Origin of the sequence: Ruminococcus sp. SR1/5, from assembly GCF_000209835.1 — a bacterium.
GTDB lineage: Bacteria > Bacillota > Clostridia > Lachnospirales > Lachnospiraceae > Blautia_A > Blautia_A fusiformis.
Window position 1 is genome coordinate 2,258,006 of record NC_021014.1, and the last position, 20,259, is coordinate 2,278,264.

A 20,259-nucleotide genomic window follows, 5' to 3' on the forward strand; every position below is an offset into this window, starting at 1 on the left:
ACCAAAGGATGTGCAGGAACTGTTAGGGCACTCAGATGTCAGTACCACCATGAATGTCTATGCACACTCTACAAGAAAAGCCAAGCGGGAATCTGCAAGGTTACTTGATAAAGTGGCAGGCAATGACTAAATAAAACTTTCCCTTATTTCCCTTACGATTATCTCATAAGGGCAAAAATAAGGGAAAATACATATCGTTTCGCTAATGCACAGGCTGGAAAGCCTGTAAAATAGGGAAAGTTAGAAATATATTTCGGCAAACTTGAATTTGGCTATTTCGTTGCAACAATACTTATCCAATGATTTTTTGCATTTGAATACGTTTTGATCTCTGTAAAACCCGTTTCTTTCAAAGCGGCAACAAGTTGTTTAGATGTGTAAATCTTCATACCATTGATCATCTTTGTCCATTTTTCATCTGCGGCATTCGTTCCGTCACTCTCGTTACAAATCAGGAATATGCCTTCGCTTTTCAGCACACGGTTGACCTCGGAAAAGCATTTTACTAATCCTGGCCAAAAGTAAACTGTTTCGAAGGCAGAAACATAATCAAAAGTCGCGTCAGAAAAGGGTATAGCAGATACATCTCCTTGAACTACATTACATTTCCCTTGTTTAATGGCGAGGGCGTTCAATTTTTGAGATTTTGCCACACTAACCTCAGAATAATCCATTCCTGTCACGTGGCCATTTCTACATCTATCAAGCCAGACCGCAATATTTGCTCCGCCGCCACAGCCGACGTCAAGAACTTCAGCATCAGACTTCGTGGAGATATTTGAGAATCCCCATTGCGATAATTTGGCGTGACCGCTGTTCATCATCTTCGTCATCAATTTTCCGCCGAAGCCTTGTGGCTTACGGGTATTTTCAAAAAATCTCATTACAGAATTCCTCCTCCACAAATACCGGTTTTCTTAATTCGACAAACCGGTATTGCTCAATCGTTTTTCTCCGTTAGGAGAATATACAATCCATAAATAAAAGAACAAGGAATAAAACCGTAGGAATCAATAATCCATTTTCTAAAATACTTATAATCATTCTTCCAGGTGGCGTTACCCATGCAGTTGCTGGATTTTGCATTGCCGCTATTATCATTCCTACAATACCAACAACACTACTTAATGTTAAAAACCACCTTTTATATTTCTACTCATAATCATTACCTCCTCGTTAAATACCGATTTATCTCTTACATTTTATCATATTCTATCCCAAAACTCTATTCTTAGATTGCCAAAGAGCAGCCTTCCGACTGCTCTTTCTGGCTCCCCAGGCAAGTCTTTCGTGAATACTTCCTGTTGGCATTTGCTCCATTTGTCGCTTTTCTTCTAATGCCTTCTGCTCCTGTATATCCTGTTGTACCGCATCATCTACAGCATTTTCTCCAAGAACACGCACTACCCGGTCATATCTATCAGAAACATCCTGCAATTGTTGTTTTTCATCAAATAACTGCTCTTTTTCTTCACGCACTGCATCTAACTCTCTTTGTATTTGGTTATATGCTTGCTTTGTTTTCTGATATTTGTGTTTCCATTTTTCTACTTCTTCGGCAAGTTCTTTAACCTGTGCAGCCATCGCAGCAATTTTATTTTTCACCTGAGTAAACAGTGGTTTTATTTTCTTATCCCGGTAGGTTGTTGCACGTTCCAATGCACCAGCTTCTGGAAGTAGAGTTTTCACTGTTCCATATTCCTTTATTTCTTTGCTGACATTATCCATTACCGGCTGTAACCGTTCTCTGCGTTCTTCCAGGCTATGCAGATCTTTCTCGGCTTTTTCCGCACACTTCTCAGCTTCCTCTTTATCTTTAACTGCCTGCTCCTTGTCATCTTTTAAAAGCTGGATATTGTGGTAACAATCCGTCTGAAACTGCAATATCATCGTGATCCGGAACGTGCTGAACAGATCAAACAGATCAAAGGCTGGTAAAAAAATTACTCCTGTGAATAGCAAACATTCGCAGGAGTTTTTTTGGCACCGTTTTGGCACCGCTGGTCTTATTTTTCAATTTTAAATTTATCTTTACTTAGTCTTATTGATAAATTTCCTTTAATCTCCGCATTGAAAATTCATAGATGATTTTACTTTCCACCCAACAGAAAAACCCCGGAAACCTTACGGTTCCGGGGTATCTTACGTTTGGACACAATGTACCTTGCGGTACTCAATATATATTAAATTAGGATGTTATACTAATTAACGATTACTCGATGATTGTAGCAACACGTCCTGATCCTACAGTACGTCCACCTTCACGGATAGCAAATGTAAGACCCTGGCTCATAGCGATCGGATGAATCAGCTCGATTGTCATCTCGATGTTATCTCCAGGCATGCACATCTCTGTTCCCTCTGGAAGGTTGCAAACACCTGTTACGTCTGTTGTTCTGAAATAGAACTGCGGACGATAGTTGTTGAAGAATGGTGTATGACGGCCACCCTCGTCTTTAGTCAGAACGTAAACCTGAGCTGTGAATTTTGTATGGCATGTAAGTGTTCCTGGTTTAGCAAGAACCTGTCCACGCTCGATCTCGTTTCTCTGAACACCACGAAGAAGTGCTCCGATGTTATCACCAGCCTGAGCCTCATCAAGAAGTTTACGGAACATCTCGATACCAGTTACAACAACTTTACGAGTCTCCTCTTTGATACCAACGATCTCAACTTCCTCAGATACGTGAAGAACACCAGCCTCAACTCTACCAGTTGCAACTGTACCACGTCCTGTGATGGAGAATACGTCCTCTACAGGCATTACGAACGGTTTATCTGTGTCACGCTGTGGGTCCGGAATGTACTCATCAACAGCATCCATAAGCTCCATGATCTTGTCTCCCCATGGGCCAGCCGGATCCTCAAGAGCTTTAAGAGCAGAACCCTGGATAACCGGAATGTCATCTCCTGGGAAGTCATACTCGGAAAGAAGATCACGGATCTCCATCTCTACGAGCTCAAGAAGCTCCTCATCGTCTACCATATCACATTTGTTCATGAATACAACGATGTAAGGAACACCTACCTGACGGGAAAGAAGGATATGCTCTTTAGTCTGAGCCATAACACCGTCTGTAGCAGCAACAACAAGGATAGCACCATCCATCTGAGCTGCACCTGTGATCATGTTCTTAACGTAGTCAGCATGTCCTGGGCAGTCAACGTGTGCGTAATGTCTACGCTCTGTCTGATACTCAACGTGAGCTGTAGAAATTGTGATACCACGCTCTCTTTCCTCTGGAGCTTTATCGATATCCTCAAAGTTCTCTACTACGTTTCCTGGAACTCTCTCTGCAAGAACTTTAGTGATAGCTGCTGTTAATGTTGTTTTACCATGGTCAACGTGTCCGATGGTACCAATGTTACAATGCGGTTTTGTTCTCTCAAACTTAGCCTTTGCCATTTTAAAATGTCCTCCTTAAAACTTGGCTCTATCAAAATTAGAGCATTTTTTCAGATTTAAACTTGCTAACCTTGATTATATTGCAAACCAAGGTTATTTGCAAGCATTTTATTATTTTATATCAGATCAGTCCTTTTTGGAAAGGATCTTCTCCTGTACAGACTTCGGAACCTGCTCATATTTCTCGAAGAACATAGAGTAGTTACCACGTCCCTGTGTTCTGGAACGAAGGTCTGTAGCATATCCGAACATCTCGGAAAGCGGAACATATCCACGGATCATCTTACCGCCGCCGATATCTTCCATACCCTCGATACGTCCACGACGGGAGTTGATATCACCGATAACGTCACCCATGTAATCCTCTGGTGTAGTAACTTCGACCTTCATGATTGGCTCAAGAAGAATCGGAGCTGCTTTCTGCATAGCATCCTTGAATGCAAGAGAACCTGCAATGTGGAATGCCATCTCAGAAGAATCGACTTCATGGTAAGAACCATCGTATACATTTGCATGTACACCAACTACCGGGAATCCTCCGAGGATACCAGCTTTCATAGCTTCCTCGATACCTTCGCCAATTGCCGGGATGTATTCCTTCGGAATAGCACCACCAACAACTGTGGACTCGAACTTGTACAGCTCTTCTCCGTTGGCATCCATAGGCTCGAATTTAACTTTACAGTGACCATACTGTCCACGACCACCAGACTGTTTAGCATACTTGCTGTCTACATCAACAGGCTTGGTGATTGTCTCTTTGTAAGCAACCTGAGGTGCACCAACGTTAGCCTCAACCTTGAACTCACGAAGAAGACGGTCAACGATGATATCCAGGTGAAGCTCACCCATACCAGCGATAATGGTCTGTCCAGTTTCCTGATCTGTATGAGCACGGAATGTCGGGTCCTCCTCAGCAAGCTTAGCAAGTGCCTCACCAAGTTTGCCCTGTCCAGCTTTTGTCTTAGGCTCGATCGCGAGCTCGATAACTGGCTCCGGGAACTCCATGGACTCAAGGATTACCGGATGCTGCTCGTCACAGATTGTATCACCTGTTGTAGTGAATTTGAATCCGATCGCTGCAGCGATATCACCGGAGTAAACCTTATCCAGCTCCATACGTTTGTTAGCGTGCATCTGAAGAATACGTCCAACACGCTCTTTTTTATCTTTTGTGGCATTCAGTACATAAGAACCGGAGTTCATTGTTCCTGAATAAACACGGAAATAAGCAAGTTTTCCTACGAATGGGTCAGTCATGATCTTGAATGCAAGAGCGGAGAACGGCTCATCATCAGATGAATGTCTCTCAACTTCGTTGCCGTCAAGGTCAACACCCTTGATAGCCGGGATATCTGTAGGAGCCGGCATATACTCAAGGATTGCATCCAGAAGTTTCTGAACACCTTTGTTTCTGTAAGCGGAACCGCAGCAAACCGGTACTGCTGTACACTCACATGTAGCTTTTCTGAGGACAGCTTTCAGCTTGTCTACAGAAGGCTCATCTCCCTCAAGATACTCCATCATGAGGTCATCATCCAGCTCGCAGATCTTCTCGATCAGCTCTGTATGATAAAGTTCTGCATCTTCCTGCATATCCTCCGGGATATCAGTAATGGAGATGTCATCACCCTTCTCATCATTGTAGATGTATGCTTTCATCTCGAAAAGATCGATGATTCCTTTGAAGTCATCCTCTTTTCCGATCGGAAGCTGAAGGCAGATAGCGTTTTTACCAAGACGAGTCTTGATCTGCTCTACTGCACCGTAGAAGTTTGCACCAAGGATATCCATCTTGTTGATGAATGCCATACGAGGTACATTGTAGGTATCAGCCTGACGCCATACGTTCTCTGACTGCGGCTCAACACCACCCTTAGCACAGAAAACGCCGACAGCACCATCAAGTACACGAAGGGAACGCTCAACCTCAACAGTGAAGTCTACGTGTCCTGGTGTATCAATGATGTTGATACGATGCTCAAGAGCACCTGGCTTTGGTTTGCAGTTCTCCTCAAGAGTCCAGTGACATGTTGTAGCAGCGGATGTGATTGTGATACCACGCTCCTGCTCCTGCTCCATCCAGTCCATTGTCGCTGTACCTTCATGAGTATCACCGATCTTGTAGTTAACACCTGTGTAATAAAGAATACGCTCTGTAAGAGTTGTTTTACCAGCATCGATATGCGCCATGATACCGATATTTCTGGTTCTCTCTAATGGATATTCTCTTCCTTCTTTTCCAGCCAATGAATTTTCCTCCTCGAATTAGAAGCGATAGTGAGCAAATGCTTTATTTGCCTCAGCCATCTTGTGCATGTCTTCTTTTCTCTTAACGGATGCACCTGTGTTGTTCATTGCGTCCAGAAGCTCATTAGCCAGTCTTTCTTCCATTGTCTTCTCGCCTCTCTTACGTGAGAACATTGTAAGCCAACGAAGAGCAAGTGCCTGACGTCTGTCTGCTCTTACCTCGATCGGAACCTGATAAGTAGCACCACCGATACGTCTTGCTTTTACCTCGAGAACTGGCATGATGTTGTTCATAGCCTCTTCAAATACTTCAATTGCTGGTTTACCAGCTTTTTCCTCTACTCTGGTGAATGCACCGTATACAATTTTCTGAGCAACACCTTTCTTACCGTCTAACATGATGTTATTGATAAGCTTGGTAACCACTTTGTTATTGTACATCGGGTCAGCCAGAACGTCTCTTTTCTGAGTATGTCCTTTACGTGGCACGTTACTTCCCTCCTTAATCATATTGATTATATCATCGGTACTCACGCAGTAAAACTATTGCATGTTCGCACTGGTAAGGTCCTATATTTAACCCGCAACCGACAGGGTATATGGAATACCGTACAAATCCTTATAGTCTTCCGCTGTAATACATTAGATGAATAATATCTTTGTAATCCTCCTGATTATCTGCAATCAGGAAGCGGCGTAGATTTCTGATCTACAAAAATTATTTTTTAACTTTAGGTCTCTTAGCTCCGTATTTGGAACGAGCCTGTTTTCTGTTAGCGACACCTGCGGTATCAAGAGTACCTCTGATGATGTGGTATCTTGTACCAGGTAAGTCCTTAACTCTTCCTCCACGGATAAGAACAACGCTATGCTCCTGAAGGTTGTGACCCTCTCCTGGAATATAACTTGTTACCTCGATACCGTTGGAAAGACGAACTCTGGCGATCTTTCTAAGAGCTGAGTTAGGCTTTTTAGGAGTAGCTGTTTTAACAGCAGTACAAACACCACGTTTCTGTGGAGCAGCCTGATCAACTGCTTTCTTTCTTAAAGAGTTGTATGTTTTCTGCAGAGCCGGTGCTGTAGATTTTTTAACAGCTGTCTGACGGCCCTTTCTTACTAACTGGTTGAATGTTGGCATTCCATTTCACCTCCCGATTTATTTCTCCATGGGCTTTCCCATGGGGCCTTGCGGTTGCTATTTACAAATTACGGCATGCGAAAATATAACGTTTCATTCGCACGCTTGCTCATTATAGACCGTAAATACAGGGCTTGTCAAGGTGTTTTATAAAGAATTTTTGCTGATTTTACAGGGGTTTTACACGGTTTTCTCCATAGATGTCACAACCTGCCGGAAATACCCATTTTTCTTCTGCTGATATACCAGAGTATTCCCAGTATTCCTGCTATTAATATAGAAAGAACTGCTCCCGCCTGCAGCCCCGGAGTCCGATATTTCATAGTAACCGTATGTGTCCCGGCCGAAAGCTTTACACCGGTAAGCCCCTGGATGCTTTTCCCATCGACCTTTTTCCCATCTACATAAATCTGCATATCAGGATCATAAAATATGCTGAGAAGGAGCATTCCATCCTTTGCTGCAGCTATGGTACCCTTTCCATTCTTCAGATCCATCTGCTGGGAAGAAAGCATTTCATAGATCTCATCCAGGTCCGATTCCCGGTAAGTTCCCAGAACCGCTTCCTGCATTCCGGTTTCCGCAGTTACATGCACAACCGTATCCGTATCATAAGTGCCAAGATCCAGGAAATTATTATTCCAGTAATCGGATTTCTGCTCCTGGCCGTTGATCGTTACAGTTTCCGGCTCTGTCCCCGGAATATAGAGATACCCATGCTCCCCTTTTTTCAGCGAAATATCAAAATCCACAGTCCCGGCCCATACTGCTTCTGAAGACACCGTCTGCATTTTGTACAGTCTTTTTCCCGCAATACCGCTGAGCAGCCGGTTCTGAACTTCAAGTGGATCTGTTCCTTCCATTACATAGTCCAGTACAGAATCACTGACCATATATCCTGCTTTCAGTGCTCTCGGATTCTCATAGAGATCAAAGGACTGGCTTTCTCCGATTTTTTTATAAACAATATGAAGCTTTCTTGTATTCCTGCAAAACAGATATCGTATTCCCAGAAGCATATCCGTCACTTCCGTGGATCCTGCATACTGAAAACGATTTTCCAGATTTTCAAAGCCCATGTTTTTTACAAAATCCCACATTTCCTCTGTATTAGTAGAGGAATACATAGATATCCCGTTCAGCTGATACAGCATCTCTTCATTCCTCACAAGAGGATTTACGATGGCGGCACGGTAATCCACCTGATCCACACCGGCAGATTCCAGTAATCCACAAACCTCCTGCTCACTTTCCACATAAATATCACGGTTTGCGGTTCCATTATCTGTAATACTGACGATTCCGTGAATTCCTGTCTCTGCAAGGATCAGCACTGCCAGCACCAGACATCCCAGCTTTCGGATCTCCACACAGCAGAAGGCATGACCGGACAGTTTTCCACAGATACACCGTTCCGTCCACATAACCAGAAAGAATACTGCAAGAACCCCTGCTGTAAGCAGAAGTCCCCAGATATTTCCACTTTTGATCCCCACAACGATACAGAAGCCCTCTGCAGCGATCAGTCCGGCAAAAATTCTTCCTGTGCTTTCATTTTCCACATTTCCCCATGCATCACAGGACATTTTCAACAGCAGAAATATCAGGATGAACACAAAACGATTGGGGATTCCCACAGGTTTATGCAATCCGTGAAAAAGCAGATTCAGCGCTGTGATATGGATCCCCGCAAAATACAAAACGATCAATATACCTGTTACGATTTTTTCTGCTGTGCGGATTTCTTTATTCAGAAAATAAATTCCGGCAAAAAGCAGCACTGCACAGCCACAGTAAAGGTTCACATCTCCCTGGTCGCCGGATTTTACAAAGGACAGGGAATCCTCGAATAATGCGCCCAGCTGTTTCCAGATATCTCCGTACACTCCCGAAAGTCCGGTGCCTGCCTCTTCCGCCGCTGCAGTTCTGGATACCGCAGCAATTCCGGGGATCAGTGTGATTCCTGCAAGTCCGGCTCCGGCAACAGACGCCCCGGCAAATTTCAATAATGAAAAACGGATTTTCTCCGGCCGTCGACCGGATTCTGCCGCAGCCAGCTCTGCCAGATAATAAAAAGCAGCAAATGTGCATAACATAAATCCCATATAATAGCTGGTTAAAATACAGTACCCCAGCACCAGACAATACCCTCGCCATTTTCCGGTATGCACCAGCTGTTCAATAAGATATGCAAGCACCGGAAGAAGCATGATACAGTCCAGCCACATCACATTGCTGTAATAGCCTATAAAAAAATCAGACAGTGCGTACATACAGCCAAGAGAAACTGCCATACTTCCTCTGCCCGGATATTTTTTCCCGGAATACCATGCCATGGATACGCTGCAAAGCCCTGCCTTGATCAGGATCACCGCAGTGACAGCCTCGTTTACATACATGAATTTCATAAACAGCAGTATTAGGAAGCTGAACGGACTGCAGAGATAATAGCAAAACAATCCGTAAAAATTATATCCCATGGCATGTGCAGACCAGGTCCAGCCCGTTCCCTTTCCAAGCTGCTCTGAAAGTTCCCTGTAAAAGGCTGTATACTGATGGACTCCATCTACCACCAGCGCCGAATTTTCTCCAAAAGGATAAACACCCTTCAATGCAAAGCCCAGCGTAAAGATCAGCACCGGAAACAGAAACGCCAGGAGATAGATCCACCCTCTGTTTCCCTGTTTTTTGTTTTTTTCCGCTTTCTGTATTCTTATTGGTCTCATTTCATTTCCTCGTCTGTCTGTAGTAATTCCAGTCCGTTCTGTTCTGGACAGCTGAATTATCTATCGGCTGTTATTTTCTGAAATACTGTTATTTCTTTTCCGTCGTTTTTTCCTACTGTATCATGTTTTTGTGAAATTACTGCGAATTTTTTCAGAGCAAAAGAAAAAGGCTGTCACATCCTTAGAGACACAGAAAACTCCGCCGACGTAACAGCTTCTTTCTGAAGGAATCTGTGTACGCTGATCCACAGATCTCTTCATGGGTGTAATTATTAACTTTATGTGATGAGTTTTTAGTTCCCGGCCTGTATGATACGGATATTCACATATCCTGAGGTGGCTGTTTACAGGTTAAGAACTATTATGGATATATGATAGCATGGCCATATACATTTGTAAAATTGATATTTCGTGTTTATAATATAGAATATTTTAATATTTATCAAACGGATAAAAGCCTCTACCACACGGTAAAATCCTGTTTTTATAAAACGGTATAGCCTCTGGATTTCAGGCAGGATCTCACTTCCATGATATCCTCGGTATGGAATACCATGATCGGCTTGCCTGAATCACGGTTAAAGGAGAGGTACAGATAATCCACGCTCACATTACTGTCCTTCAGTGTAAGAAGCAGATCATTCAGATTTCCAGTCTTATCCTCAACCTCCACTCCGATCACCTCGATCACGTGGCAGAGATATCCTGCAGCGATCAGAGCCTCCATTGCCTTATCCGGCTCCGAAACTACCATTCGTACGATTCCGTACTCTGCGCTGTCATTAGTCACAGAGCCCAGAATGTTGATATCCTCGTTCTTCAGGATACCGGTAATGTTCTGCATAACACCCTTTTTATTTTCTGCATAGATGGATAACTGTTTCAGCATGATAAAATCCTCTCTTTCCTATGTGCTTTATTTTGCTGTTCTATCGTATGATAAATCTTCGCACATCTTATCAGGTATGTCAACCAGAGCAAGCCGGATAATAACACAGACATTCATATTTTAGTTTACCCGGCTCCATAAACACTGATATTTTATGATCAGCATTTAACCCGGCCCGCCTGTTCACCGCATGTGAGCATGGAGATATTTTTCCCGGGTAGCGATACCTCCCCGGATATGTCGCTCCTGCTTGTTTACATCCAGTACCTTGCGAACTTCTATGGCCAGAGCCGGATTGATCACTTTCAGGCGTTCTACGCAATCCTTATGTACCGTACTCTTACTGATCCCGAATTTCTTAGCTGCCTGCCGCACCGTAGCCTTTGTTTCAACAATATATCCTGCGATCTCAACTGCACGTTCTTCAATATAATCCTTCACTGCCAAGCCCCCGAAGACGCTTTTTTACAGTGTATGCGGAGGCTTTTTCAGGTATGAGCCCTATTCTGTGCAAAGCTCCTTATAATAATTTAATTCTTTTTCGCCTGCTTATAAAGCACAAGACAGACGATCACAAACACAACCGTAACCGCTACGGTAAGCGGAAGGATCATAGAAGAGCCCGCCCCGAGCAGAAGGCCAAATCCCTGTCTCAGCGTCAGGATTCCAAAGATGGAAAAAATAACAAATGCAACTGTATTGAGGATTCCCTCCGGTGCCTTGCTTTTCAGAAGATATCCGATCAGAAGTCCGATCACATCCGCTGCAAAAAGTCCCAGTGAACAGGCAAGCCATACCAAAACCGCTGAACTCAGTCCCTCATTGGCACCAAATGTAATTGCGGTAAGCTGTGTCTTATCCCCCAGCTCCGCAACAAAAAATGTACAGAATACAGACAGCGGTGCAAATCTGATCTTACGATCCTTAACATTCTCCTCCTCATCATCGTCACCCTCCAGTGTTGTCACCGCAAAAAACAGGAACGCTGCACCTGCGATCAGACGGATCAGCCAGGTAGGGACCACGGTACTGATAATACCTCCTGCAAGCACTGCCAGTCCGTTGAGCACCAGGACAGCAACACCGGTTCCAAGCAAAATATCCTTCAGCTTGAACCTGGAAGTCATTGCCACCAGCATCAGCTGTGTTTTGTCACCCATTTCCGCAATAAACTGGGTAAAAAGCACTTTCATAAATAACAGCATTTTTCTTCTCCTTTGCATATTCATCCGCTCCGGAGCCATAAAAAAAGACCCACGTATACTCTATCTCTGTAACAGAAATAAAATATACATGAGTCTCATTCTTTAAGATTTGCCAGGTGCATGCACCAGTATGTTGACAAACCACGTCTACACGCGAATTACTCCCTCACGGAATTGATTTTCGTCATTGTAGCAAAGTTGAGAAATTTTGTCAAGAGCATTAGAAAGCTCCGCCTGTGCTGTACAAGAGAACCGGCGATTCATGCCGACACCACTAGAAATCCCTGCCTGCACCGCCACCGCCGAAGCTTCCTCCGTCTCCGGAGCTTCCGCTGTCGTAGCTGTCATAATCATCATCTATGTCATCGTCATTACCGGAACTTCCGCCGCTGCTTTTTCCTCCTCTTCCTAGGATCCAGCTCAGCGGAAACAGGGAATTAAAGAGCCGGTGCAGTACACTCATACGGCTGAAATTCTTTTTCCAGTAGTCTGCGGTATCCTTTCCCGACAATTTCATTATCAGGCCCTTCAGAATCAGAACCATAGTCACGATAAGAAATACAGGCAGCATCACGCACAGCAGATATGCGCCCACCATGAGCAAAACGATCATCACAAGCCCCAGCGCGATCTCCCAGACAGTTCCCTCATCCTCATCGTCGTCCACATCCTGCTGCACCTTCTCATACCTGGGAGCTGTTATCTTCTCCAGGCCGTATTCCTCACGGATCTCATTTAGCAGTGCATAATAAAGCTCCACGGTACCTTTTTCAAACTGATTGTCTTTATAGGAAGGAACTGCATATTCATCCAGAAGTCGTCCGGTCTTTGAATCAGGCAGCTTTCCCTCAAGACCGTAGCCGACAGATACCCAGACTTTACGGTCCGAAACCGAGAGGACGATCAGGACACCATTATTTTTCTTCTTTGAACCAATTCCCCATTTGCGGCCGGTTTCCACTGCATAATCACTGATGTCTTCCCCATCGGTGGTATCCACGGTAAGGACAACCAGCTGCGCTGTGGTATCCTCATACAGCTGCTCACCAGCCTTGCAAAGCTCTTCCTTCCAGGTATCGCTGAAAACCCCTGCATAATCATTAACATAGAATTCTTTTGTGGCAGACGGGATCTTCCCGAAAGCTGCCAGCGTACTTCCGGACAGCGTCAATACAAAAGCCAGCAGCACAGCCATCCGTCCGATCCATTTTTTCATAGGATATTCTCCCTCTATCCGTTCTTTCATTTCATCAGAACAATGGTCTGATCTTATCACTCTGCCAGCATATCCCCTACATCCGGCGTATCTGCTGCTGAATCATCGGCCTCAAAATATGACGCCTTCTCAAAGCCAAGCATGGAACCAAATACATTCCCTGGGAATTTCACAAGCCTTGTGTTATAAGCTTTCACAGCCTCATTATAATCTTTTCTCGCTACAGAAATCCGGTTTTCGCTTCCGGACAGTTCATCCATCAGGCCCACATAAGTAGTATTGCTTTTCAGTTCCGGATAATTTTCCACCACAACCTTCAGACCGGAAAGTGCACTGTCCATCTGCTGATCTGCCTCAGATTTCTCTTCCACAGTATCCGCATTCATCAGCTGGTCCCTCGCCGCCAGAACCCTGTCAACAACCTCCGTCTCATGCTTCGTGTAGCTTTTTACCGTGCTGACGAGATTCGGGATCAGATCTGCCCGTCTCTGCAGCATGGTATCCACATCAGCCTCTGCTGTTTCCACAGCTTCTTTACTTCCGGCAAGCCCGTTGTAACTGAGCATAAGTCCTCCAGCAAGGACCACGATCACTGCAATAACAGCCAAAAATACTTTCTTCATCTCTTTTCCTCCCTTCCGATATCACAGATAACCTTTCAGCCTGCGATACAGGATTTTTTATATCCCCATTGTACCAGAGCATACAGGATTCCACCAGAAAAACTCACCCTTTTCGGTCAGAATTTTTCTGCTATTTCCATAAGTCCCTGATATATTTTTTCGGAAAGCGGAATGGAAACACCAAGTCTCTTCGCTTCTTTCACAATATAGCCGCTGAAGGTTTCCAGCTCCGTCTGTTTTCTCCGGATGCGAAAATCTCTCTGCAGGGAGCTGGTTGCATTATCTGCATGTACATGGCGGAATTTATGGATCACCTCATTGATGTGCTCATCCGTCAGCGCAACCCCCTTGGCCTGACCTACACTGGCAGCTTCCCATACAAGCTTCTCATACTGCTGCGCTTTCACCGGATCTCTGCGGAGCTCCCCGATGGTATTATCATAAAAAGCAGTCATCACATTAAAGGCACAGTTGAGGATATACTTTCTCCAGATCTCCACCTCGATATCCCCCTGATCCTTATAATCAATATCCGCACCTTTCAGGATCCCTGCCACTTCTGCAACTTTCTTCTGCTGCCGTTCATCCGCATCTTTGATTCCAATACAAAGCCACGTAAACGTATCCTGCTGGGAAATGGAAAAATCCTCATTGGCAAAAGCCACCGTATAGATCAGCGAATCCACAACCATTCCCTTACCAACCAGACGGCGGATGTTTTCTCCCGGGTCCACACCATTCATCACCGGAATGATCACTGTGTTATCCGTGACCATGTCCCGGATACTTTCGCACACCTCAGCCAGAGAATAATTTTTTACACAGATAAAAATATAATCCTGCTGTCCCATATCCTGAATTGGAACTACCCGCTCTGGCTTTGCCACGATCTCACCCTTATAATCACTGTGGAGCACCAGGCCTTTTTTCCGGATGCTCTCTGCCTTGGCGCCACGTGCAACCATCGTCACATGCGGATACGCCTTCGCCAGCAGCCCGGCTATGTAGCCGCCAACACCACCAATTCCGATCACTGCGATCTTTTTCTCTTCTGTATTCATATTTTCTGTTTCCTTTCCTGCTGTTTCTCCCTGAAAACTTACCCGCCCCGGGAAAAATGTGGATATTCACGATCCGCATTGACAAACAGCATGGATATTCACAATCCGCATTCACTACCTGCTCATTGTATCAAATATTCCCATACATTTCTAGAAAGCAATTTTCAGTAATATCCTGTTCAAAAAAATATAGAAAAATACAGAAACTTTTTATCCCGTCTTTTTTTGTCCCGGATTCTGGTGTATACTGGATATAAATTTTTTACGAAAAAACAAAAATGTGAGGTGACAAAAATGGATACCAAACCCGTTTTTCACGGAAGTGATATAGAAAAGATCTGCAGCTACTACAATCTGAAAAAAGAAAACATCGTCAAATTCGGTGCAAATGTCAATCCTCTGGGACTTTCCCCAAAAGCCGGCAGAGCCATTGCAGAACACGTGGATATCCTTTCCTCCTACCCGGACAGAGAATACACATCCCTTCGGAATACGATTTCCAGCTACTGCAATATTCCCGCTGATTTCATCCTTCCGGGAAACGGCTCCAGCGAATTGATCTCCCTTCTGATCCAGGAGCGTGCCCCGAAGCATACTCTGATCCTTGGGCCTACCTATTCTGAATACTCCAGAGAGCTCTCTTTCTCCGGAAGTACCCAGGAATACTACCACCTTCAGGAAAGCAATGATTTCGAGCCGGACATTCCGGATCTCTGCCGAAAGCTGGAGCAGGGCTATGATTTTCTCATCCTCTGCAACCCCAACAATCCGACCTCCTCTGCCATCACCCAGGAAGAGCTTCGCAGACTTATCGGTTTCTGTGCAGAAAAAAATATCTTCGTGATGATCGACGAAACCTATGTGGAATTTGCCCCGGATATCAACGCCATCACCGCAGTTCCGCTGACACGGGAATTCACCAATCTCATGGTACTCCGCGGCGTATCCAAATTCTTTGCTGCTCCCGGAATGCGCCTGGGCTACGGCATCACCGGAAATATGGACTTTCTTGCAAAAATGCGCGAAAAACAGACACCATGGTCACTTAACAGCCTTGGTGCCTTTGCAGGAGAGATCATGCTGCAGGATGAAGATTATATTAAAGAAACCAGAAATCTGATCCTTTCCGAACGCGACCGGATGATCCGAGAACTGAGGGATACAGACACCTACAAAATCTATCCCGCCTATGCAAACTTTATCCTGCTCCGGATCCTGAAAAACGGACTGACCTCCTATGACGTATTTGAAGCCTGCATCAGACAAGGCATGATGATCCGTGACTGTTCTTCCTTCCAGTGCCTGGACGGGGAATTTGTACGATTCTGTATTATGATGCCGGAGGATAATTCACGGCTTGTTAAAGTGCTGAAATCGCTGTAAAAGCTGTACAATACGATCCGGGATTTCTGGATCCCCTGTTTTATGCTTCCTGTGCCTGACAGACTCGGCTCTACCTCAGTGATGGGATACATGACAAATTCTACATCAACGTAGTAGCAGTTTTCATCGATCTTCCGCCCCGCCTGTCTGGCAGGCTCCGTCCCTTCCGTTTCAAGGCAGTCCACCAGCCTGCAGAAAGCATCCCTTTCTACCCAGTCATCACTGTCCAGGATCTTCACATACTCACCGGACGCCATCATAAGACCTGTGTTGATTGCTGAACCATGACCACCATTCGCCTTATAAATGATCCGGAAGGTATCCGGATACTGCTCCACAAACTCATACGCGATCTCCGCAGAACCATCCTTGGAGCCATCCAACACCACCAGCACCTCGATCCGGTCCAGCGCCTCCCCGATCACCAGAGATTCCAGACACTACCGGATATATTTTTCCATATTGTAGACAGGTACGATCACCGTCAGAACTTTGTCCATACTGCTATCCATCTCTCTTCCCTTACACGAACTCTGATCTGCCAGCCAGCTTCTTCAGATTCAGATCTCATCAACTCCTGAAACTGCTTTATCTGCGTATATTATCGGGATGGAAAAATTGGAATACAATGGACTTTGCGAAGGTTGAATGAAGATTTAACGTGGGGTTAACATTAAGGGGGGGGAATGCCTATGTAAAAAATTGTTCTTAATCTTTGACACTCCATAATGTTTCTATTAATACAATCTTCCGGATTTTTTCTCCTTCTTTTTTTAGCAGCTTTACATTCCACAATGTTTCTATTAATACTCTGCTCTTCGGTCAGTTTTCTCGGGGCTCGTAAATTCTTTACATTCCACAATGTTTCTATTAATACCAAGACCGTAACGCTTATAAATGCGATTTGCATACGCCTTTACATTCCACAATGTTTCTATTAATACTGAGTCTGATTCCAGTTTTGTGTAACCAGATGCCACTTTACATTCCACAATGTTTCTATTAATACGTACCAGGTTTCCGAATTCTGCTGTTGACTGATACACCTTTACATTCCACAATGTTTCTATTAATACCGCTGCGTCGTAAATCATTAAAGAATCCGCATCCTCCTTTACATTCCACAATGTTTCTATTAATACGAAACTAAACTATCTCAAACCACCACTGATCTGCACTTTACATTCCACAATGTTTCTATTAATACGTATTCCGTAGCCGGACCGGAAGGCGCATACAAATATCTTTACATTCCACAATGTTTCTATTAATACTCCCGGCTAAAAGCATCGAAAGGGGAGGATACCAGCTTTACATTCCACAATGTTTCTATTAATACCGGGTCTGCCGGTACAGATACGATGCTGATTTCGTACTTTACATTCCACAATGTTTCTATTAATACGTATCCTGTGCAGAATACCGATTAATCTCATCAAGCTTTACATTCCACAATGTTTCTATTAATACCAGGCAATGCTGGGCGTAGAAGCTGACGGACAGTTCTTTACATTCCACAATGTTTCTATTAATACAAAGCTAAGATCAAAGATTTTTGTATAGCAAATAACTTTACATTCCACAATGTTTCTATTAATACGACTGCTCGCGTGGATTAAACCGCCGGACACAGGACTTTACATTCCACAATGTTTCTATTAATACCAGCAGTATACTCGATCGGCGCAGCTTCTTCTTTCTTTACATTCCACAATGTTTCTATTAATACAGTGATGCGTCCATACAGATGTATACGTCTCTCTTCTTTACATTCCACAATGTTTCTATTAATACCGAAGACGGATCCATGAAGTCACTGAGAGAAACTACTTTACATTCCACAATGTTTCTATTAATACGATGTTCTCAACAGGAGTTGCAATAACCTGTCCTCTCTTTACATTCCACAATGTTTCTATTAATACGATAGACGCTTTATGATTATTCATTATACTTTTCTTTACATTCCACAATGTTTCTATTAATACAGACAGAACTCAAAGAAATTGATAAGTTGCTGAAACCTTTACATTCCACAATGTTTCTATTAATACTCATTTCGCCATGGTCCTGGGAGGGCGGATGTCTCTTTACATTCCACAATGTTTCTATTAATACGCAATGCTGCCATTCGCGGCGGCCGCACTTGCAACTTTACATTCCACAATGTTTCTATTAATACTAAAGATTCAAGCGGATTAGTTTCGCAGGATACAACTTTACATTCCACAATGTTTCTATTAATACTCAGGGAACTCTGTATAGTTGCCGTCGCTGTCAACCTTTACATTCCACAATGTTTCTATTAATACGGCTTCTTCACCAGCCATCAACTCTGCCATATCCGACTTTACATTCCACAATGTTTCTATTAATACCCGTGCTCCACATTCGCCTATAATACATCGTTTATTTTACCATTTTCTGTCGACCTTGTCATTTACAATTATTTTATACACAAAATAGATATTATAACACTCTATAAAACTTCCATTTTCCTTATAAATAAAGGCTTTGTCAACCTCCCGGGATTTTTCCCGTATCGTAGGTTGACAATTACAAAATAAAACTGGTTGCATCATCTTTCCGTCCCCAGAATTCCTTATCCAACCATTTTTCCTGCCTTGATTTAAAAATAATCACAGAATCCAATTCTTTATCTATACAGAACTTAAGTTCCTGTTGTAACTTTGCCAACTGAGCCTTAGAAATTTCACCTTCAAAAACAGAATTCTGGATATGCGTTAAATACCTTTTACAAATCTTAAAAATCCTCGACCAACGCTTCGAACCATTTTCCTGCTGACTCACATCATAAACCAAAACTACATACATAATTCACCACCATATTCTGAACCCTTCATATTCTTTTTCACCAAGCAGATGCTTTATCAACTTATAGCACTCCAACCGAAGTAAATACTGATAAGAAACCTGCCTTCCCAAATTCTTGTGCATCACAGTCTTTTTAAGATTCTTTTCAAGTTCAGATACAATCAGTTTAGAAGCATCTTTTTTCAAATGAAGAAAATTTAGTTCCTTCGTAAAACTATCCTCTGTAATCTGATTTCGATTCAACAACGAGAAAATCAATCTGTCACCAATCAATGGTTTAAACACTTCCGCAATATCCAGACTCAATGAAAATCGTCTTGCTCCAGGTTCATGCAGATAACTGATCGTAGGATTCAACTGTGTATGATAAATCTCGCCAAGCACTTTCGTATAAATTAATGTATTTACAAAAGAAATCAAAGAATTGATCATGTTATCTGGTGGATGCATTACACGCTTTTCAAACTGAATCTCCTGATTAACAATCACATTCCACGCAGCATAATATCTTCTCCTGATGTTCCCCTCAATTCCCATCAGTTCTTCAATCGTTGTCACACTACTTAGCTGTTTACGAAGAGAATCCACATCTCTGAGATATTCCGACACATCTTTTCCCCGACCATTATAATACCGAAGATTCCGATAAATACTATCTGCTGCCGCCTCTATAAATTTTCTTGCAAGAACCAGCCTTTTCTCATAATCTGTATAATAGTTGACCTGCTTCACCAACAGCTGGCCCGCTAGCAGACTTTCTCTCGGATAATAACTTCCCATATAAAAATTATAATAATTGAAAAAATGCATCGGAATCCCATACTGAGATATGTAATCAATAAACTTCGTATTAAACGACATCTCAGACATAACATAAATATCTGAAATCCGCTCAATAGGAATATCCCTCTTTTCACCATCATAATTTGTAAACTGAAGCGTATTATCTTTCCGTTTCAAATCCCCGTTATTATAAACGTAAAAACTTTGCTTCATGCTTTTCCCCCGATACAAATCCAAAGTTTATATAGTACATAAATCATAATAAGCACATTTTTTGCATAATTTACTATTACCAGAAACCGACATAATCTCCTGATGTTTAATATTTGTAATCTCAGTAATAATCCGTTCCAGAATTTCCACATCTTTTTCCGACACTTCAACAATTATCGACTTCTTCAGCAACGGATAATCAATCTTCCCTTTAAGTCCACTCACCCCTCGTTTCTGCAAATAATAAAGATAATACTTCACCTGCCAGATTCCAGCATCTTCCACCGCCTTACTCTTCTTAATCTCATGCAGTTCCTTATGCTCACTAATAAAATCAATATTTATAATATCATCGATATTTACATGTTTATCCTTTTTCTTATAACTGCTCTCATCCAGAATCTTACCAAGCATTACATCTTCATTCTCCGTTTCCATCCGAATATCATGACAAAAATACCATAATTTCCGCTTACAGACGAAATAATAATAAATCATCACACCAGTGATTCTCTCATCCATACATTTTCT

The 20,259-nt window shown here is 43.1% G+C and carries 17 protein-coding genes, 2 pseudogenes and 1 CRISPR repeat array; of the genes and pseudogenes, 2 read left to right on the forward strand and 17 right to left on the reverse strand.

Annotation, left to right across the window (positions count from 1 at the left end):
• Nucleotides 1-130 (forward strand): annotated as a pseudogene (locus CK1_RS18880) (site-specific integrase); the annotation flags it as partial.
• Between the two features lie 142 nt (nt 131-272).
• Here CK1_RS18880 and CK1_RS11275 read toward each other — a convergent pair.
• From CK1_RS11275 to CK1_RS11335, 13 genes are all read right to left on the reverse strand, one after another.
• On the reverse strand, nt 273-884 hold the full coding sequence (locus tag CK1_RS11275; protein ID WP_015526357.1) for a class I SAM-dependent methyltransferase: 612 nt from the start codon (nt 882-884) through the stop codon (nt 273-275).
• 328 nt (nt 885-1,212) lie between these two features.
• Nucleotides 1,213-1,890 (reverse strand): hypothetical protein, encoded by a 678-nt coding sequence (locus CK1_RS11280; RefSeq protein ID WP_015526358.1) that lies wholly within the window; start codon nt 1,888-1,890, stop codon nt 1,213-1,215.
• A gap of 322 nt (nt 1,891-2,212) precedes the next feature.
• On the reverse strand, nt 2,213-3,406 hold the full coding sequence (gene tuf, locus CK1_RS11285) for an elongation factor Tu (protein WP_015526359.1): 1,194 nt from the start codon (nt 3,404-3,406) through the stop codon (nt 2,213-2,215).
• A gap of 126 nt (nt 3,407-3,532) precedes the next feature.
• Nucleotides 3,533-5,656 carry an elongation factor G gene (gene fusA / locus CK1_RS11290; RefSeq protein ID WP_255363785.1) on the reverse strand — a complete coding sequence of 708 codons (2,124 nt, stop codon included), beginning with the start codon at nt 5,654-5,656 and terminating at the stop codon, nt 3,533-3,535.
• A gap of 18 nt (nt 5,657-5,674) precedes the next feature.
• Nucleotides 5,675-6,145 (reverse strand): 30S ribosomal protein S7, encoded by a 471-nt coding sequence (rpsG, locus tag CK1_RS11295; RefSeq protein ID WP_059086633.1) that lies wholly within the window; start codon nt 6,143-6,145, stop codon nt 5,675-5,677.
• 229 nt (nt 6,146-6,374) lie between these two features.
• Nucleotides 6,375-6,794 carry a 30S ribosomal protein S12 gene (rpsL, locus tag CK1_RS11300; RefSeq protein WP_015526360.1) on the reverse strand — a complete coding sequence of 140 codons (420 nt, stop codon included), beginning with the start codon at nt 6,792-6,794 and terminating at the stop codon, nt 6,375-6,377.
• Nucleotides 6,795-6,997: 203 nt separating this feature from the next.
• Nucleotides 6,998-9,520, reverse strand: a complete 2,523-nt coding sequence (locus CK1_RS11305) for a YfhO family protein (RefSeq protein ID WP_015526361.1) — start codon at nt 9,518-9,520, stop codon at nt 6,998-7,000.
• A 484-nt stretch (nt 9,521-10,004) separates the two neighbouring features.
• Nucleotides 10,005-10,409, reverse strand: coding sequence for an ACT domain-containing protein (locus CK1_RS11310; protein WP_015526362.1), 405 nt, complete (start codon nt 10,407-10,409; stop codon nt 10,005-10,007).
• Nucleotides 10,410-10,592: 183 nt separating this feature from the next.
• Entirely contained in the window at nt 10,593-10,850 is a 258-nt protein-coding gene (gene spoIIID, locus CK1_RS11315) for a sporulation transcriptional regulator SpoIIID (RefSeq protein WP_021653046.1), read from the reverse strand.
• A gap of 89 nt (nt 10,851-10,939) precedes the next feature.
• The gene (locus CK1_RS11320) at nt 10,940-11,614 is read right to left on the reverse strand and encodes a TMEM165/GDT1 family protein (protein ID WP_015526363.1); all 675 of its coding nucleotides are present in this window, start codon (nt 11,612-11,614) and stop codon (nt 10,940-10,942) included.
• A 274-nt stretch (nt 11,615-11,888) separates the two neighbouring features.
• Nucleotides 11,889-12,830 (reverse strand): TPM domain-containing protein, encoded by a 942-nt coding sequence (locus CK1_RS11325; protein ID WP_015526364.1) that lies wholly within the window; start codon nt 12,828-12,830, stop codon nt 11,889-11,891.
• Nucleotides 12,831-12,886: 56 nt separating this feature from the next.
• Entirely contained in the window at nt 12,887-13,453 is a 567-nt protein-coding gene (locus CK1_RS11330) for a LemA family protein (RefSeq protein WP_015526365.1), read from the reverse strand.
• Between the two features lie 116 nt (nt 13,454-13,569).
• Nucleotides 13,570-14,514 carry a ketopantoate reductase family protein gene (locus tag CK1_RS11335; RefSeq protein WP_015526366.1) on the reverse strand — a complete coding sequence of 315 codons (945 nt, stop codon included), beginning with the start codon at nt 14,512-14,514 and terminating at the stop codon, nt 13,570-13,572.
• A 294-nt stretch (nt 14,515-14,808) separates the two neighbouring features.
• On the opposite strand from CK1_RS11335, the gene CK1_RS11340 reads away from it, so the two are divergent.
• Nucleotides 14,809-15,897 (forward strand): pyridoxal phosphate-dependent aminotransferase, encoded by a 1,089-nt coding sequence (locus CK1_RS11340; RefSeq protein WP_015526367.1) that lies wholly within the window; start codon nt 14,809-14,811, stop codon nt 15,895-15,897.
• Nucleotides 15,898-16,064: 167 nt separating this feature from the next.
• On the opposite strand, the pseudogene CK1_RS11345 reads toward CK1_RS11340, so the two are convergent.
• The 4 genes and pseudogenes from CK1_RS11345 to cas4 all read right to left on the reverse strand — a co-directional run.
• Nucleotides 16,065-16,322, reverse strand: a pseudogene (locus CK1_RS11345) (glycosyltransferase family A protein); the annotation flags it as partial.
• A 289-nt stretch (nt 16,323-16,611) separates the two neighbouring features.
• A CRISPR array of direct repeats spans nt 16,612-18,275; the repeat unit is 30 nt; unit sequence CTTTACATTCCACAATGTTTCTATTAATAC.
• Nucleotides 18,276-18,453: 178 nt separating this feature from the next.
• A complete protein-coding gene (gene cas2, locus CK1_RS11350; RefSeq protein WP_015526369.1) occupies nt 18,454-18,732 on the reverse strand; it encodes a CRISPR-associated endonuclease Cas2 in 279 nt (92 codons plus the stop codon).
• Nucleotides 18,733-18,735: 3 nt separating this feature from the next.
• Nucleotides 18,736-19,728, reverse strand: coding sequence for a type I-B CRISPR-associated endonuclease Cas1b (cas1b, locus tag CK1_RS11355; protein WP_015526370.1), 993 nt, complete (start codon nt 19,726-19,728; stop codon nt 18,736-18,738).
• 27 nt (nt 19,729-19,755) lie between these two features.
• Nucleotides 19,756-20,250, reverse strand: coding sequence for a CRISPR-associated protein Cas4 (gene cas4, locus CK1_RS11360; protein ID WP_015526371.1), 495 nt, complete (start codon nt 20,248-20,250; stop codon nt 19,756-19,758).
• Nucleotides 20,251-20,259: the final 9 nt, after the last annotated feature.